General features: G+C 59.7%; 11 protein-coding genes and 2 tRNA genes. 6 read left to right on the top strand and 7 right to left on the bottom strand.

What is annotated here, in order from left to right:
- Nucleotide 1: 1 nt before the first annotated feature.
- From AAF739_06705 to AAF739_06680, 6 genes are all read right to left on the bottom strand, one after another.
- Nucleotides 2–1,288: a cyclopropane-fatty-acyl-phospholipid synthase family protein gene (locus AAF739_06705; GenBank protein MEM6382347.1), complete on the bottom strand. Its 1,287-nt coding sequence runs from the start codon at nt 1,286–1,288 to the stop codon at nt 2–4.
- A 41-nt stretch (nt 1,289–1,329) separates the two neighbouring features.
- Nucleotides 1,330–2,322 carry a DUF1365 domain-containing protein gene (locus tag AAF739_06700; protein MEM6382346.1) on the bottom strand — a complete coding sequence of 331 codons (993 nt, stop codon included), beginning with the start codon at nt 2,320–2,322 and terminating at the stop codon, nt 1,330–1,332.
- A gap of 4 nt (nt 2,323–2,326) precedes the next feature.
- Nucleotides 2,327–3,661: an FAD-dependent oxidoreductase gene (locus AAF739_06695; protein MEM6382345.1), complete on the bottom strand. Its 1,335-nt coding sequence runs from the start codon at nt 3,659–3,661 to the stop codon at nt 2,327–2,329.
- A gap of 57 nt (nt 3,662–3,718) precedes the next feature.
- A complete protein-coding gene (locus tag AAF739_06690; protein ID MEM6382344.1) occupies nt 3,719–5,161 on the bottom strand; it encodes a deoxyribodipyrimidine photo-lyase in 1,443 nt (480 codons plus the stop codon).
- Nucleotides 5,162–5,274: 113 nt separating this feature from the next.
- Nucleotides 5,275–5,350 (bottom strand) — tRNA-Asn (locus AAF739_06685).
- A 132-nt stretch (nt 5,351–5,482) separates the two neighbouring features.
- Nucleotides 5,483–5,556: transfer RNA gene (locus AAF739_06680), tRNA-Cys, on the bottom strand.
- A 196-nt stretch (nt 5,557–5,752) separates the two neighbouring features.
- Here AAF739_06680 and AAF739_06675 point away from each other — a divergent pair.
- The 4 genes from AAF739_06675 to AAF739_06660 all read left to right on the top strand — a co-directional run bounded on the left by AAF739_06675 (nt 5,753) and on the right by AAF739_06660 (nt 12,316).
- The gene (locus AAF739_06675; GenBank protein ID MEM6382343.1) at nt 5,753–6,454 is read left to right on the top strand and encodes a protein-L-isoaspartate O-methyltransferase; all 702 of its coding nucleotides are present in this window, start codon (nt 5,753–5,755) and stop codon (nt 6,452–6,454) included.
- Nucleotides 6,455–6,797: 343 nt separating this feature from the next.
- Nucleotides 6,798–8,213 carry a TolC family outer membrane protein gene (locus AAF739_06670; GenBank protein MEM6382342.1) on the top strand — a complete coding sequence of 472 codons (1,416 nt, stop codon included), beginning with the start codon at nt 6,798–6,800 and terminating at the stop codon, nt 8,211–8,213.
- A 204-nt stretch (nt 8,214–8,417) separates the two neighbouring features.
- A complete protein-coding gene (locus AAF739_06665) occupies nt 8,418–9,221 on the top strand; it encodes a DUF2497 domain-containing protein (protein ID MEM6382341.1) in 804 nt (267 codons plus the stop codon).
- Nucleotides 9,222–9,424: 203 nt separating this feature from the next.
- Nucleotides 9,425–12,316 (top strand): valine--tRNA ligase, encoded by a 2,892-nt coding sequence (locus AAF739_06660; GenBank protein ID MEM6382340.1) that lies wholly within the window; start codon nt 9,425–9,427, stop codon nt 12,314–12,316.
- A gap of 33 nt (nt 12,317–12,349) precedes the next feature.
- Here the strand turns inward: AAF739_06660 and ppk2 are convergent, their stop codons facing one another.
- Nucleotides 12,350–13,297, bottom strand: a complete 948-nt coding sequence (ppk2, locus tag AAF739_06655) for a polyphosphate kinase 2 (protein ID MEM6382339.1) — start codon at nt 13,295–13,297, stop codon at nt 12,350–12,352.
- Nucleotides 13,298–13,626: 329 nt separating this feature from the next.
- Here ppk2 and ilvD point away from each other — a divergent pair, with 329 nt between their 5' ends.
- Nucleotides 13,627–15,351, top strand: a complete 1,725-nt coding sequence (gene ilvD, locus AAF739_06650) for a dihydroxy-acid dehydratase (GenBank protein ID MEM6382338.1) — start codon at nt 13,627–13,629, stop codon at nt 15,349–15,351.
- Complete coding sequence (locus tag AAF739_06645) at nt 15,338–16,282, top strand: tetratricopeptide repeat protein (GenBank protein MEM6382337.1); 945 nt, start codon at nt 15,338–15,340, stop codon at nt 16,280–16,282. The genes ilvD and AAF739_06645 overlap by 14 nt, the downstream gene beginning before the upstream one ends.
- Nucleotides 16,283–16,289: the final 7 nt, after the last annotated feature.

Raw genomic sequence — 16,289 nt, 5'->3', positions numbered from 1 at the left:
CCTACGGCTTGTGGGCGTAGACCACCTGGCGCACATCAATGTTGCCGGCGCTGAACCCTGCCTCGCAATAATGCAGGTAATACAGCCACATATGCTTGAAGCGTTCGTCAAAGCCCATCGGTGCGATCTCGTCCCACTTTGACAGGAATGTCTCGCGCCACATCGCCAATGTCTTAGCGTAGTCCCGACCGAAACCGCGGCTTTCCGTCAGCTGCAGTCCGCAATCGGCTCCCAGGCTTTCAAGGTGTGTTGGCGTCGGCAACATGCCGCCAGGGAAAATGTACTGCTGGATGAAATCGGTTGCCTTACGATAATGCTCAAAAAAGCGGTCTTGAATGGTGATGATTTGCAGCCCAGCCTTGCCACCTGGTTTGAGGTGCTGCTTCAAGGTCTGATAGTAAACTGGCCAGTACCGCTCACCCACCGCTTCAAACATTTCGACAGAGACGATCCGGTCGTACAGTCCGCGCTCGTCACGATAGTCTTGCAACTTGATGTCGACCTGATCCGATAGCCCATGCCGCTGCATGCGCGCGGTCGCATACTCAAACTGCTGCTGGCTGATCGTCAGACCCGTCACGTAGGCCCCACGGCTGCCCGCGAGATATTCGGCAAAGCCGCCCCAACCGCACCCAATCTCCAGAACATGATCACCCGGCTGTACGCCGGTTGCATCGGCAAGTGCGGCGTACTTGGCGCGCTGTGCTGTCTCCAGATCGTTCGCACCGTCTTCGAACAGGGCCGATGAATAGGTCATCGAGGGGTCGAGCCAGGCTTCGTAAAAGCCGTTGCCGAGATCATAATGCGCCGAGATGTTGCGCTTCGCCTGCCGCTTTGTATTCCGATGCAGCCAATGCTTGATCCGCATGATCGTCCGCGCAATTGGATTGCTGTCGATGCGCTCGTGGATGATCTGCTCATTGTAACAGAACAGCTCTAGAAAGTTGGTCACATCGGTCGAGGTCCAGTGACCTTCGAAAAAGCTCTCCGCAACACCGATATCCCCGTGGCGCACCACCGCTGCCAAAAAGGCGTAGCTACGGATCTCGAGATCGGCAACCGGCCCATCTTGCCGCCCTTCGATGCGAAAGCGTTCGCCGCCGGGCAATGTGATGGCAAGTGTACCGTGCTCCAGCCCGATAACAAAGCCGAGAACCCGGCGCACCGCACGCGGCAGGTTCGCCGTCAGGTCAGAAAAATTCTCTTTCGTCAGGTGCGTGTATTCACCCAGCGAAAAGGACCTGCCCCGTCCATCTTTCAAAGCACTTTCGATGGTTAGATCGCTCATGGCGCACTCCTCCTGCAATCCGTTCAGGCGGGCTGTTTCAGTCAGCCTCTTGTGCCGAACCGCCCTTCCAAAACGCCGCAAGGATCACCGCTATCCGCTTCGGGATGATCCGTTGCCGCGACGACCCCATCGCGTACCGAGTGACGCGGTGGGGCGGGCGGCCGATGCCTTAACCTTATACCCTTTAACCAAAGTCGCAATGCTTCGTAGTGGATTGCACCTACGACCTTGGCTGTCTGCAGTGGCACGCGCATCGCCTGTTTGAGCAACGTGCGGGTCGTGACCGGCACCGCGTCGCCGTGAAAGCTTGCGGCCAAAATCGGCCCCTCAGGGTCGTGCTCAAGGATGCGGATGGTAATGCTCTCGCCCGGCGGCTTGAGATTGAAATGGTACCGCATGTCCATGTCCATCAGCGGCGAGACATAGAACAGCTTCTTGCGGGTTTGCCGCAAACCGGACGGTCGCAACTGCCCATCTTCGACCCGCGCGACATAGCTATGTCGCTCGCCAAAGGTGTTGCGAACCTCGTAGATGACGCCAACGAGCGCATCGTCGGCATCGTAGGCGTAGTAGACCGATAGCGGATTGAACACCGCGCCAAAGATGCGCGGGTAGCAAAGCAGAACGATCCGCGTCGCTGGCCGTTCCAGCCCCCCTTCGGCCAACAGTGCGTCGGCCCAAGGCCGCAAAGGTGAACCATCTGCCGGGCCATGGTCACGATCATGGACAGAGAACGCATTCCACCGGTTGTGGGAAAACAGTGGGCTGAGACGGTCCAGTGCGTCTGCTTGGTCGAGGTCCATCAAGACGGCGTACACGCCATAGCTGAACCTATGGGCCTTCGGGCGCATGCGCTGGTGCATGACCATGCCGGCATAGATCGTCAGCGGTGCATCAGGCGCGCGCAGCCTTCGCCAGTCGTGGGGCATGGCCTCTGCTGCTGCATGACCGGGGGCGGCATGGCCCGGTGCGGCAGCCACTGTCGGCTCGCCGAGATCCACGTGACCATGCTGCGGGTTCGGCGCGTCCAACATCCGACTACTCGGCGGCCTGCGGCAACATTGGCAGATCGTCATCATTGGCCGGCAGCAGCGCGGTCGAGCGGCGCCATGGGATGATTGCGCCTAGAGCTTCCGCCGCGTCCAGGCCTGACCGCAAACCATCCTCATGGAAACCGTATCCCGTCCATGCGCCAACGAACCAGACCCGCCCACTGCCCTGCACGGCCGGTAGGCGGTCCTGAGCTGCAAGGGCAGCTGCGTCGAACTGCGGATGGTCATAGTGCGTCTCGAAGAAAACCTTGTCCGGGTCCGGAGCAGTGAATGGATTAAGGGAGATGAACAGCGGCGTCGTATGATCGATGTTCTGTAGTTTGTTCATCCAATAGGACACCGAAACGCCGGTGCGCCCATCCGCGCCTCGCGCGTCCGCCATATAGTTCCAAGCCGACCACATGGCAGGACGATTGGGCATAAGCGCTGGGTCTCGATGCAGAAACACATGATTTGGACGGTAGCGGACAGCGCTCAAGATGCCCGCCTCGGCGTCGCTTGCATCGGCCAGCATACCAAGGGACTGGTCCGAGTGGCTTGCCATTATCGCATAATCGAACGTTGTTGTTTCGCCGCTCTGATCTGTGACGACGACGTGCTCGCCTTGCCGTTCGACACGTGTGACCGGCCTTCCGAGCAGCACCCGATCGCCCAGCGGCTCGGTCAGCACGGCCACGTAGTTGCGGCTGCCTCCAGTCACAGTGCGCCACTCGGGTGGGCGAATTTCAAGCAGGCGATGGTTGGCGAAGAACCGCACAAAGCTCTGCGCCGGAAAATGCAGCACATCGGCATCCGGCGTGGACCAGATCGCAGCGCCCATGGGGACCAGATAGTCTTCAATGAAGGCGCGCGAGAAGCCTTCTTTTGCCAGGTACTCCCCCAAGGAAAGACCGGCAAGACGCCCGCTTTCAAGGTCACGCAGGGCGCGTTTATTGAAGCGCAGGACTGATAAGAGCATGCCTATGAAGCGTGGCGAAACGAGGTTTCGCTTTTGGGCGAACAAGGCGGCGGGCCGGTCACCAGACCATTCGAGGGCACCGTTGCCCACCGAGATACCCAGGCTCATGTCGCTCCATTCGGTGGCAACGCCCAGATGGTCGAACAAGGCCGTCAGGTCGGGATAGTTACGGCCATTGTAAACGATGAAGCCGGTATCGACTGCGATCGGCGTCCCGTCATAGTCGATATCGACCGTTGCGGAATGACCGCCAGCTCGCTCCCGCTTCTCGTAGAGGGTGACCTCGTGGTCTGTGAAACTGTGCAGCGCCCACGCTGCGGCGTTTCCGGCGATCCCGGAACCGATAATTGCGACACGTGCCATGCGGGGCGATACTTCCGTGCGTTGTTCGTTCAAGGACGCCCGGAGTGGTGGCAGCCCTCAGGAAAGTGATTTGAACGCGTCGAGCGCGCGCTGGCGCGCTTCCGCGTGATCGACAATAGGGCGCGGATAAGTTTCGCCAAGGATGATGCCTGCATCGGAGAGCACCTTGTCCGGAGCTTCCCACGGTTTGTGGAGATATTTTTTCGGTAGCTGCGCTACCTCAGGCACCCAATGGCGGGTGTAATCCCCCGCGGCGTCGAACTTTTCGCCCTGAAGGATCGGATTGAAGATGCGAAAATAGGGGGCGGCGTCTGCCCCCGAACCGGCCACCCATTGCCAACTGGCTGCATTGTTGGCCGGGTCCGCGTCGACAAGCGTATCCCAAAACCACTCCTCACCATGTCGCCAGTCGATCAGAAGGTGCTTTACGAGGAAAGATCCGACGATCATGCGAGCCCGATTGTGCATCCAGCCCGTCGCGTAAAGCTCGCGCATCCCCGCATCAACGATTGGGTATCCAGTTTGGCCTTTCTGCCATGCACGCAAGTGATCTTTGGTTGGCTGCTTGTGTGTTGGTGCCCACGGAAAGCGGTTGAACTTGTCGGCGTAGTTTTCCTCGCTCAAATCCGGGTTGAAGAACAAAAGCTGGTAGGAGAATTCCCGCCAAAGAAGCTCTTGGTGGAACTTGTACACCGAGCTGCGTGGCGCATTGCTGACCTCAGCCGCGTGCCAGAGCTCGCGCGATGATATTTCGCCGAACTTCAGGTGCGGTGACAGGAGGGTTGTGGCCTCCTTGCCAGGCGAGTTGCGTCGGTCGGGGTAACCGGCGAGGCTCTCGCGGATAAAGGTCTGAAGCCGTGCTTGTGCACCCTCCGTCCCCGGGGTCCAGCGTTCGGCTAGCCCTGTAGACCAATCGGGTTTGGTTGGCAGCAGGCCCCAATCATCCAGCGCATCGCTTTCGGGTGCGCTTTCAAGCCCCTTGATCGTCGTTGGCGCGGGTTTGGGCCTTTCTGGTGACCCAAGCGCCCGAGCTGCCCGTGAGAATGGGGTGAACACCTTGTAGGGCTCGCCTGAGCCAGTTTTCACTGTCCACGGCTCATAGAGCAGATGACCGTTATGGCTCTCCGCTAAGAGCCCCGCATCCTTGAGGTGCGATTTGATCTCGGTGTCCTGTTCGATTCCGGCCTTGGTGTAACGCCTGTTCCAAACGACGGCACCAGCCCCGATCTCTTCGGCGAGCACGGGAACGGTCTGGCCCGCATCACCGCGGCGCAGCACCAGTGGGATGCCAAGCTTATCGAGGTTTTTGCCGAGGGCTAACAATGCGTGGTGCAGCCACCATTGGCTGGCATCTCCATGCGGGCGCTCGCGACGTTCGTCGAGCGCATAGACCGCGCACACCGGTCCGCCTAATTCAGCGGCGCGCGCAAGTGCGGGGTTGTCGTGGATGCGCAGATCGTTGCGGAACCATACGAGGGTTGGGGCAGGCTTCTCGGTCATGAAGTTTGAATCAGCAGTCGTGGTCAAGAGCCGGGAATACGGCGCGCGCCAGGCTGCGGATCATCATCGCGTTGCGACATAATGCCGTGAAACTATTGAAACTGAACGACAAATGGCTCCCCGAGTAGGACTCGAACCTACGACCCAGCGATTAACAGTCGCTTGCTCTACCAACTGAGCTATCGGGGAATACGTGTTGGGTGGGCAGCGCTATAACAAAGCGCCTGCGCCCGCGCCACCCTCTTTTTCACGCCTGACCAGCACACTCGTCACGTCCGCAATCGCTCATTTGACTGCGCGAGCAACGCTTTGCCGAAAAAATGGAGGCCTCGCCCGGAATCGAACCGGGGTACAAGGATTTGCAGTCCTCTGCGTAACCACTCCGCCACGAGGCCATGCCAGGCACGGCGCAGGCCTTTTGGCCCGAACGGGCGTTCACTGCAAGCGCTTTGCCACTGGAGGCGCAACATTCGCGCGTAACGGTAAAGGGTCGCTCCACCGGCTGGCCGGGAGCAAACCTTAGCAGCGGTCCAGTGCATTTGGGTGGTCATGTTATGCTGCCATAAGACCGCTGACACGGCTGGCGCTCGCATGGTAAGGCACTCTCTCAACACCCGAGCATGGATCGCCGACATGAATATGGACCAGCAACGTACCAAGATGGTCGATAATCAGCTTCGACCGTTCGACATATCGCACTACGATGTTCTGGCCGCTTTTCTCAGCGTCCCGCGGGAGTTTTTCATTCCAGCCAGCAAGCGCGTGCTGGCCTACAGCGACGCCGAGATTGAGATCGTTGATGGCGATAGTGTCCGACGGATGATTCGGCCGATGCACCTGGCTCGCATGATCCAGGCCGCAGAACTGAGCGACACGAGCGTTGTTCTCGATCTGGGGTGCCTGACCGGCTACTCCAGTGCGATCCTGTCCAAGATCGCCGGAACGGTCGTTGCGTTGGAGACCACTGAAGCCATGGTGGAGCGTGCAACGAACGCACTCTCCGACGCGGATGTGGACACGGTCGCGGTTCTGGAGGGCGACCTGACGGCGGGCTATCCCTCTGAAGGCCCGTTTGACGCGATATTTGCGGCAGGCGCCATGGAACAGGTGTCCGAAGCTTTGGTCAGCCAGCTTCGTGAAGATGGCGTGCTGATAACGGCGCTCGGCTATGGCGGCGCTGGACGGGCGGTGAAGATCTGTCGCGATGGCGATGGCTACACGGTGATCCCCTTGTTCAACGCCGCTGTCCCGCCTTTGCCGGGCTTCGAGCGTGTCCCGGAATTCGAGTTCTGAACCGCCATCGTTCATAACGGCGGGGTGTGAGCGCGACCGAGACGCCACGCGCGAGGCAAATGGCAAGCGGTGAGCCGTTTAAAAAGCTGGTAAATTTTCTGTCATGGTGTTGCTGATCTGCACAGATTCCAGACAAATGTTTGATTTCCCCGCATTGCCTCTCAGCATCACCATCTCGCGGCTTGCCCACCGCTAACACTTCTTTAATACATTGCCGAGCGCGACAATCTCGCCACCTGATTCCGGCGCGCCGTTCTGGAGCAGGGACGCCGTTAGGCGCCGCAGGTGAGTATGTTGCACGCGACTTTGTAGTGAGTAGACGTGAAAAGGCGCTGCTGTGGCGATGACAACGTTCCGTAATACCTTCTCAATGAGATCTTTGCTCATTGCGGGTGCCGCTTGGGTGCTCGCAATCGCCCCGTCTTCCGTCTCCGCCGAAACCTTGGCTGGCGCCCTGGCGCGCGCTTACCAGCACAACCCAGAACTGAACGCGGAACGCGCGTCGCTACGTGCGACCGATGAGGATGTTCCGCAGGCATTGTCTGGCTACAGGCCGACGATCACCTTCGATGCGTCAACCGGGATCACGGTCAGCCGTAATCGCCCCAATGGTCGGCCGAACACGACGACCACCTTGTATCCCAGCAGCCTGAGTTTGTCGGTGGTGCAGCCACTGTTTCGCGGGTTCCGGACGCAAAACGCCGTGGCGCAAGCCGAAGCTGGCGTTCGGGCGAGCCGATCATCGCTGATCAACACAGAGCAGAACATTTTTGTGTCGGCCGCACAGGCTTACATGGACGTCATAGCCGATCGCCAGATTCTGGTGCTTCGGCAGCAGAGCCTCGAGTTCCTCAATGAACAGGTGCGAGCGGCTGAGGCGCGCTTTCAAGTCGGCGAGGGGACCCGAACCGATGTCGCGCAAGCCAATGCGCGCCGTGCCTTCGCACTAGCTCAGGTGAGCGTCGCGCGGGCAAATCTGACCACATCCAACGCCGTTTACCGTCAGGTGATCGGCACTGATCCGCGCAATCTGCGGAGCCCCGCACCTTATTCCGGGATACCGTCCAACCTTGAGGGCGCATTGGCTGGCGCGCTGAACACGCACCCCGCCATACTAGCGGGGCGGGCCAACGTTGACGTCGCCCAAAGCGCGGTAGCCATCGCCGAAGGTGAGTTGCTACCAACGCTCGACCTGCAGGGCTCCGGCTCACGGTCATGGGATCAGGGCGCCGCTGGCGGCCCTAACGACAGCTTCTCTGCGACGCTTCAGCTGTCGGTGCCGATTTACCAAGGCGGTCGCGTGACATCGCGGGTCCGTCAGTCGATCGAGACACTTGGGCAACGCCGGCTGGAGCTGGTTGTCACCCGAGAGCAGGTTCGCGCTGCCGTCTTGAGCTCGTTCGCCGCGCTTCAGTCGGCACGAGCGCAGGTTGAAGCGTCCGAGTCAGAGGTGTCTGCCGCCCAGACTGCTCTCGCTGGCGTCCTCGAAGAGCGCCGGGTTGGCCAAAGGACAACGCTTGATGTTCTGGATTCGCAAGATGACGTTATCTCGGCGCAGCTGACGCAGGTTGAAGCGCGCCGTGACGTAGTGGTGGCCTCTTACTCCCTGGCGTCGTCACTCGGTCAGCTGACGGCCGAGTCACTAGGCTTGCAGGTCGCGCGCTACGATCCGACCGAGCATTACGACGCTGTCCGCGATGCTTGGTACGGTCTGCGGACACCAGACGGTCGGGGCGGACCGATTTTTGGCAGCGACTAACAGGCTCTAACGCTTGCGCTTATCGTTTGCAGCTTTTGCTGAGGCACAGTCGTTTTCCCCAAAAAAGCAGGGCGCTCGCCGGTGTTGTGCCCGGTGCCAGCCGCTCTCGTGCTGTACTCATACACGCGAATCAGTGCGTTATGCGGCTGCGCCTTGAGGGAAGCTTCCGCAGGCGCGCGTGTGTGCAGCTGAGCGCGTGAGAATATGTCGAAGTCTGGTGCTAACGCCGAACCATCTATGGAAGAGATTTTGGCGTCTATTCGCCAAATCATCTCTGACGATGAGCCGGAAGGTGAGAAAGACGCGGCGGCTGATGCTGCTGCGGCTGAAGAGCCAGTGGCAGAGCCTGCGGAAGCTGATGAGGCCATCTCCGAGGCCGACCTCGACGCTCTGTTTGCGACGCCAGCGGAAGATGATGAGGCAGCCGCTGAAGACCCCGATCCTGCTCCCTCAGAACCAGCAGACACCAATCAGATCGATTTTGACGCGATTGATATTGGTGGTGATGAACAGGCCGAGAGCGCTGACGCGGTATCGACGGATGGCGAGGCGGCGACCGCGTCCGGTGACGATGCTGAAGACGACGATGTTCTCGACCTGGGCATAGCGTCCGTCAAACTCGACGAGCCATTTGAACCGGATGCTGATGTTGATTTCGCAGACGCTGCGGTAGCTGACATCGAGCCGGTCCCGGCGGAACCTGCCGAGGCTTTGCTTACTGAAGAGCCGATGGAACCTCTCGAGCCTATTCGCTCGGAGATCGAACAATCCGTGCGCGCCAGTGCCACGGGGCTTCTGTCAAACGAGAACAGCCAAGCGGTGTCCTCGGCGTTCGCTGACCTCGCTTCGACCATGCTGTCGACCAACGCGCGAACGCTTGAAGATCTGGTTCAGGACATGTTGCGGCCAATGCTTAAAAGTTGGCTCGACGAAAACCTGCCTACGATGGTTGAAAAGCTGGTGCGCGAGGAAATCGAGCGAGTTGCGCGACGCGGCCCACGTCCCTGATATCAGGAGCCAGCACTGGACTGGCACCGGAATCATGCTCGGTGATACCCATCGGCAGTTTAATGTTGCATTCTACCCCGTAACTGACCCGTCAGCCGTGCAGCCGACTGGCTGTTGACAGCACCGGGTCGCTGGGCATTTAACGTGCACCCACGGGAATAGGTCTCCATGGCGCCAGCGCCTCGAAGAGCTTCAGGCCAATCATGAATATGCACACCACCTTCGACCCCGCCACGATTGAGGCGCGGATCAATCAGCTATGGACGAGCGCCAGCGCGTTTGCTGCCGGTGCCGGCGCCAAGCCCGGCGCAGCCAGCTTTTCCATTGTCATTCCGCCGCCAAATGTCACCGGCTCGCTTCATATGGGCCATGCGCTCAACAACACGCTGCAGGACATTTTGGTACGTTGGAAGCGTATGCAGGGGTTTGACGTCCTATGGCAGCCGGGCACCGATCATGCCGGTATTGCGACACAGATGGTTGTCGAACGGCAACTTGCAGAACGGCAAGAACCATCGCGCGCCGACATGGGTAGAGACGCTTTCGTTGAGCGTGTCTGGCAGTGGAAAGAGGAATCCGGCGGTACGATCGTCAACCAGCTCAAACGGCTCGGTGCGTCGTGCGATTGGTCGCGCGAACGCTTCACGATGGATGAGGGCCTATCCAAGGCGGTCCTCAAGGTTTTCGTTGAGCTCTACAATAAAGGCCTGATCTACCGCGGCAAACGGCTGGTGAACTGGGACCCGCAGTTCCAGACGGCGATCTCTGATCTCGAAGTCGAGAACATCGAGGTCGACGGGCATATGTGGCACTTCAAGTACCCGCTCGCGGGGGGTGCCACTTACGAATATGTCGAAAAAGACGAGGATGGGAACGAGGTTCTGCGCGAGACCCGGGACTATATCTCGATTGCCACCACCCGCCCTGAAACCATGCTCGGTGACGGCGCTGTAGCGGTGCATCCCGACGATGAGCGCTATGCGCCGATCGTGGGTCAATTGTGTGAAATCCCCGTCGGTCCGAAGGAACACCGGCGGCTTATTCCGATCATCACCGATGAGTATCCCGATCCGGAGTTCGGTTCAGGCGCGGTGAAGATTACCGGCGCGCATGACTTCAACGACTATCAGGTAGCCAAGCGCGGCGACATCCCGCTGTTCCGACTGATGGACGAAAAGGGTGCAATGCGCGCAGATGGCGAGCCTTACGCGGTCGAGGCGGGCAAGGCCAAAGCCATGCGCGAGCAAGGCGGGACGCCGGACGAGAACCATGTCGACCTGATCAATCTGGTCCCCGATGTCTATCGAGGCATGGATCGGTTCGACTGTCGCAAACAGGTTGTCGCCGACATCGATGCCGAAGGCCTGATGATCATGGTCGAGGACAAAAAGGTCATGCAGCCTTTTGGCGACCGGTCCAAAGTCGTCATCGAGCCCATGTTGACCGATCAGTGGTTCATCGACGCCAAGGTCATGGCGCAACCGGCGCTCGCCTCGGTCAAGGAGGGTCGCACCAACTTCGTCCCTAAAAACTGGGAGCGGACCTACTTCCAGTGGATGGAAAACATCGAGCCTTGGTGCATCTCCCGCCAGCTTTGGTGGGGACACCAGATCCCGGCCTGGTACGGACCTGACGACCACATTTTCGTCGCCGAGGACGAAGAGGTCGCGCTCGATATGGCCGTCCAGCATTATCTGGCGTCGGAAGGCCCATGGAAGGCATGGGTCGAAGACAAGATGAACGATTTCAAGCCCGGCGAGATCCTGACCCGGGACCCCGATGTCCTCGACACCTGGTTTTCATCGGCCTTGTGGCCATTCTCGACGCTCGGCTGGCCCGAAAAGACGCCTGAACTTGAGCGCTATTACCAGACCGATGTCCTGGTAACGGGTTTCGACATCATCTTTTTCTGGGTCGCCCGCATGATGATGATGGGCAATCATTTCATCCGCGAGGGCGACGGTGCACCGGTCGAGCCGTTCCACACCATCTACATCCACAATCTCGTCCGCGACGAGAAGGGTGACAAGATGTCGAAGTCGAAGGGCAACGTCCTCGACCCGCTCATCCTGATCGACGAGTTTGGCGCTGACGCCGTTCGGTTTACGCTCGCGGCGATGGCCGTGCCGGGCGCTGACATCAAACTGTCAACGCAGCGTATCGAAGGCTACCGTAATTTTGCGACCAAGCTTTGGAACGCGGTCCGGTTTGCGCAGTTGAACGGTGCTGCGCCGCAGGCAGGTTTTGACCCACAGAGGGTCGAACAGCCCGTGAACCAGTGGATACTGACTGAAGCAAGCCGGGCGCTCAACCAGATCAATGAGGCACTTGAGGGATATCGCTTCAACGATGCTGCAGGCGCAGCCTACCGGTTCACCTGGAAGCTCTTTTGCGATTGGTATGTCGAGCTGCTGAAGCCGACTTTGAACGGAGATGATGGGCCTGCGAAAGACGAAGCGCGGGCCACCATGGCTTACGTCACCGACGTGATCTTGAAGGTCCTGCACCCATTCATGCCGTTCATTACCGAGGAGCTGTGGTCAGCCACCGGTGGCGACACCGGCCGCGACGAACTGCTGGTTTTGTCGCAGTGGCCGGAGCTCAACATCGAGCGAGCAGATGCCGCGACCGACATCAACTGGGTGATTGACCTGATCACGGCGACGCGGTCGCTGCGCGCAGAAATGAACATACCGCCGAGCGCCAAGCTCAAGGGCGAATTGGTCGGTGCCGATCCGGCGACGGCGGCACGCGTCGTTGCACAACAGGCCGTCATCCAGCGGGTTGGACGCTTCGACAGCCTGGGCATCGAGATGGAGGCGCCTGCTGGCTCCATTCAGCTGGTCGTTGGCGAAGCAACGCTATGCCTTGACCTTGGTGATGTTATCGATCTCGACGCCGAGCGCGCACGCCTCGCAAAAGAGCTCGAACGGCTTGATGGCGAGATCGCCCGGATCGATAAGAAACTGGGCAATGAGAAATTTACCGCGCGTGCACCGGAAGAGGTGGTGCAAGGTGAGCGTGACAAGCGCGCGGGTTATGAGGCTGAAAAGGCGAAGGTTGGCGAGGCTTTGCAACGGCTAGCCGCTGGTTGACCGCTAGCGTTAGCGGGCACTCAGTTGGTGCTATCAACTCCCCGGATGCAGCGTTTTCCCGAGAATGTGGTCATCGCGACCGATGACCGCCGCTGAATGGCCCACAATCAGTGGGTCAGGTCCACGGGCCACGTCACGTGTCTTGTCAGGGTAGGGCAGCGACGACAGGAAATGGCGCATGCACCCGAGCCGCGCGCGCTTCTTGTCGTTTGATTTGATGACCGTCCAGGGCGCGTCAGCGGTGTCGGTGTAAAAGAACATCGCTTCCTTGGCTTCGGTGTAGTCGTCCCACTTATCGAGCGACGCCTTGTCGATGGGTGACAGCTTCCACTGCTTCAGCGGGTCGTGCTCGCGGGACGTGAAGCGGCGGCGTTGCTCCTCCTGGGTCACCGAAAACCAATATTTGAACAGCTTGATGCCTGAGCGTGAAAGCATCTGCTCGAACTGCGGCGTCTGGCGCATGAACTCGAGATATTCTGGTGGTTTACAAAAGCCCATGACGCGTTCGACGCCAGCGCGGTTGTACCAGGACCGGTCGAACATCACGATTTCGCCGGCGGACGGCAAGTGTTCGATGTAGCGCTGATAGTACCATTGGGACTGCTCGCGCTCGGTCGGCTTGTTGAGGGCAACCACCCGGGCGGTGCGCGGGTTCATGTGCTCCATGAAACGCTTGATGGTGCCGCCCTTGCCGGCCGCGTCACGTCCCTCGAACAGGATCACGATCTTCTGGCCGGTTTCCTCGACCCAGCGTTGAACCTTCAACAGCTCGACCTGAAGCTCAGCTTTATTGGCCTCATAGGTACGCCGACGCATTTTGGTTTTGTAGGGGTATTCGCCCGTCTCAAACAGACGCCGAACCTGGTCGGGATCCTTGCGATCATAGGGGGGTACCGGCGCCGCTTCGTCGCCCGCAACGGTCGGAGGAGCCTGCAGCTGCGGTGCACCCTCGGCTGCGCCGTTTGGTTTCGTGTCGCTCATGGTGATGTCCCCTCCGCAATCTACCTGCGTCCCGTTCATGCACACAACGCCGGACGGTGCCATGACACAGCGCAAAGATCGCATAAGTCGTTGATAAGCATTTGCTTAAATTCGCTTACGGCCGATTAAGGCTGGGCCGAAGGTTGGGCAAATGTGGCTGAAAGGCAACAGCGGAGAATTGCGGACTAGCCTACAAGGGCTGATCAACTCAGTGCCGCCTTTTGGCCCCACTTCGCGTCGATATGCTCGCGCTGCCGAGCATGGTGCGCCGAAGTCTGTTCTGCGGGGCCGCAAGCGCCAATAACAACAATTGCTCGGGGAGCCGATCCATGGACGCCAAGGTTTTTGACAAGTCGGGTTTGCCCAGCCGCTATGTGACGTCCGGTCCGCAGCGTGCGCCGCACCGCTCTTATCTCTACGCCATGGGTCTGTCAGAAGAGCAGATTGGCCAGCCGCTTGTCGGTGTTGCCTCGTGCTGGAACGAAGCGGCGCCCTGCAACATTGCGCTTATGCGTCAGGCTCAGGCCGTCAAGAAAGGCGTGGCCGCTGCAAGCGGAACGCCGCGCGAGTTTTGCACGATCACCGTGACCGATGGCATCGCGATGGGCCACGAGGGCATGAAGTCGTCGCTTGTCAGTCGGGACGTGATTACGGACTCAGTTGAGCTGACCATGCGTGGCCACTGTTACGATGCGCTGGTGGGTCTGGCTGGTTGCGACAAGTCGCTGCCCGGCATGATGATGGCGATGGTCCGGCTTAACGTTCCCTCGGTTTTTCTTTATGGCGGTTCCATTCTGCCCGGGAACTTCCGCGGCAAGCAGGTCACCGTTCAGGACGTTTTTGAAGCCGTTGGCATGCATTCGGTTGGCAAGATGTCGAACGATGATCTCGCTGAGCTTGAGCAGGTTGCCTGCCCCTCTGCCGGGTCGTGCGGCGCGCAGTTCACCGCCAACACGATGGCAACGGTCGCCGAAGCGATCGGCCTTGCCTTGCCCTACTCCTGCGGTGCGCCCGCACCCTACGAAATCCGCGATCGGTTCTGTGCTGCCGCCGGTGAAAAGGTGATGGAGCTGCTCGCTCGCGGCATCCGTCCGCGCGATATTGTCACCCGCAAAGCTCTGGAAAACGCCGCGACAGTGGTCGCCGCTTCGGGTGGTTCAACGAACGCTGCGCTTCATCTTCCGGCCATTGCCAACGAGATCGGCATTGATTTCGATCTGTTCGATGTCGCGGAAATCTTCAAGCGCACCCCGTATATTGCTGACCTCAAGCCTGGCGGCAAATATGTGGCCAAGGACATGTTCGAGGTGGGTGGCATCCCGCTTCTGATGAAAACACTGCTCGATGGCGGCTTTCTCCACGGCGATGCTCTGACCGTGACGGGTCGTACGATGGCGGAGAACATGGAAACGGTCGACTGGAACGACGACCAAGACGTCGTCTATCCGACCTCTAACCCAATCACGCCGACCGGCGGGGTCGTCGGACTGGCCGGCAATCTCGCGCCGGACGGCGCAATTGTGAAGGTTGCCGGTATGAGCAACCTGAAATTTACCGGTCCCGCGCGATGCTTCGATTCCGAGGAAGAGTGTTTCGATGCTGTTCAAAATCGGTCCTATGAAGAAGGCGAGGTTTTGGTCATCCGATATGAAGGCCCGATAGGCGGCCCGGGCATGCGCGAGATGCTGTCGACGACGGCAGCACTGTACGGTCAGGGGATGGGCGACAAGGTCGCCTTGATCACCGATGGCAGGTTCTCCGGCGCAACACGCGGTTTCTGCATCGGACATGTTGGTCCAGAAGCGGCCGTCGGTGGCGCGATCGGCCTGTTGCACAATGGCGACATCATCAGCATCGACGCCATTGAGGGCACAATATCGGTGGATTTGACCGACGAGGTTTTGGCAGAACGTAAAAAAGCCTGGAAGTCGCGGGAGACCGATCATGCATCCGGGGTGCTTTGGAAATACGCACAGACGGTCGGGCCGGCACGGTTTGGTGCAGTGACCCATCCCGGTGGACGAGCGGAAAAGAAGACATATGCTGATATCTAGCGCGGACTTGGCCGCGCCATCGACGCACCCACGATTGTTTGTCGGAGTGGACACCCTTTTGGGTGATGCGCGCCGTTTCGTAACAGCATTGGTCGCTGCGCTCGCCTTGGCCGTTTCCGGTACCTCTGCGTTGTGCCAGACTCCACCTGATAATTTGAACGCCGATATCTGGAACAACGATCCCACCGCCGCTTTTGCAGCTGGGACGTCTGCGTACTATCAAGGTGATACGGATACCGCTCTTACGGCGCTTGAAGCGGCTGCAGAAGGCGGGCATGCGATCGCACGCTGGAAGCTGGCGCGTATGTACGCTGCCGGCGATGGCGTGACCGAGGACGATGTTCGCGCGTTCACCTATTTTTCTCAGATCGCGACCGCCCACGCCGACGATAGCCCGGACACGCCCCATGCGCGCTTCGTGGCGAACGCGTTTGTCGCGCTCGGTTCCTATTATTCGAGCGGAATTGCTGACGTGTTGGCAGCTGATCACTATCGCTCGCGCCAGATCTACACCTACGCGGCTTCCTACTTTGGCGATCCGGACGCACAATTTCGCCTCGGCATGATGCTGTTGCGAGGTGAGGGCGGCACGGTGGATACACGGCAGGCCGGCAGGTGGCTGTCGCTGGCTGCACGAAAAGGGCATCTCGACGCGCAATTGTCGCTTGGCGAGCTTCTCTTCACCGGCGCCGCGCACGTCGAACCCTATCCCGTTGACGGCCTCAAATGGTTGATTGTCGCCGGTGAGTTTGCGCGCACGCCGTCGCAGACCGAACGTGTGCGCCCCATTCAGGAACGGTATTTGGCGCTTGCCGATGTGGATACCCGTGCCCGAGCAATGCAACTCGCCGAGCAGTGGTTGAGCGGCCCTGAGGGCGGGACGGTTCTGCGCATTCATCGCGCGGAAATGGCTCAACAAGCCGTTCGTTAAGCCGTCT

This window comes from Pseudomonadota bacterium, from assembly GCA_039024915.1.
In the GTDB taxonomy this organism is placed as follows: domain Bacteria; phylum Pseudomonadota; class Alphaproteobacteria; order Rhizobiales; family MH13; genus MH13.
Note: the sequence above shows the minus strand (reverse complement) of the source record. Positions and strands in the feature narration are given on the sequence as shown.

Coding starts and splice junctions, on each gene's coding strand:
- AAF739_06705 (MEM6382347.1), bottom strand. CDS start 1,288: ATGAGCGATCTAACCATCGAAAGTGCTTTGAAAGATGGACGGGGCAGG.
- AAF739_06700 (MEM6382346.1), bottom strand. CDS start 2,322: ATGTTGGACGCGCCGAACCCGCAGCATGGTCACGTGGATCTCGGCGAG.
- AAF739_06695 (MEM6382345.1), bottom strand. CDS start 3,661: ATGGCACGTGTCGCAATTATCGGTTCCGGGATCGCCGGAAACGCCGCA.
- AAF739_06690 (MEM6382344.1), bottom strand. CDS start 5,161: ATGACCGAGAAGCCTGCCCCAACCCTCGTATGGTTCCGCAACGATCTG.
- AAF739_06675 (MEM6382343.1), top strand. CDS start 5,753: ATGGTAAGGCACTCTCTCAACACCCGAGCATGGATCGCCGACATGAAT.
- AAF739_06670 (MEM6382342.1), top strand. CDS start 6,798: ATGACAACGTTCCGTAATACCTTCTCAATGAGATCTTTGCTCATTGCG.
- AAF739_06665 (MEM6382341.1), top strand. CDS start 8,418: ATGTCGAAGTCTGGTGCTAACGCCGAACCATCTATGGAAGAGATTTTG.
- AAF739_06660 (MEM6382340.1), top strand. CDS start 9,425: ATGAATATGCACACCACCTTCGACCCCGCCACGATTGAGGCGCGGATC.
- ppk2 (MEM6382339.1), bottom strand. CDS start 13,297: ATGAGCGACACGAAACCAAACGGCGCAGCCGAGGGTGCACCGCAGCTG.
- ilvD (MEM6382338.1), top strand. CDS start 13,627: ATGGACGCCAAGGTTTTTGACAAGTCGGGTTTGCCCAGCCGCTATGTG.
- AAF739_06645 (MEM6382337.1), top strand. CDS start 15,338: ATGCTGATATCTAGCGCGGACTTGGCCGCGCCATCGACGCACCCACGA.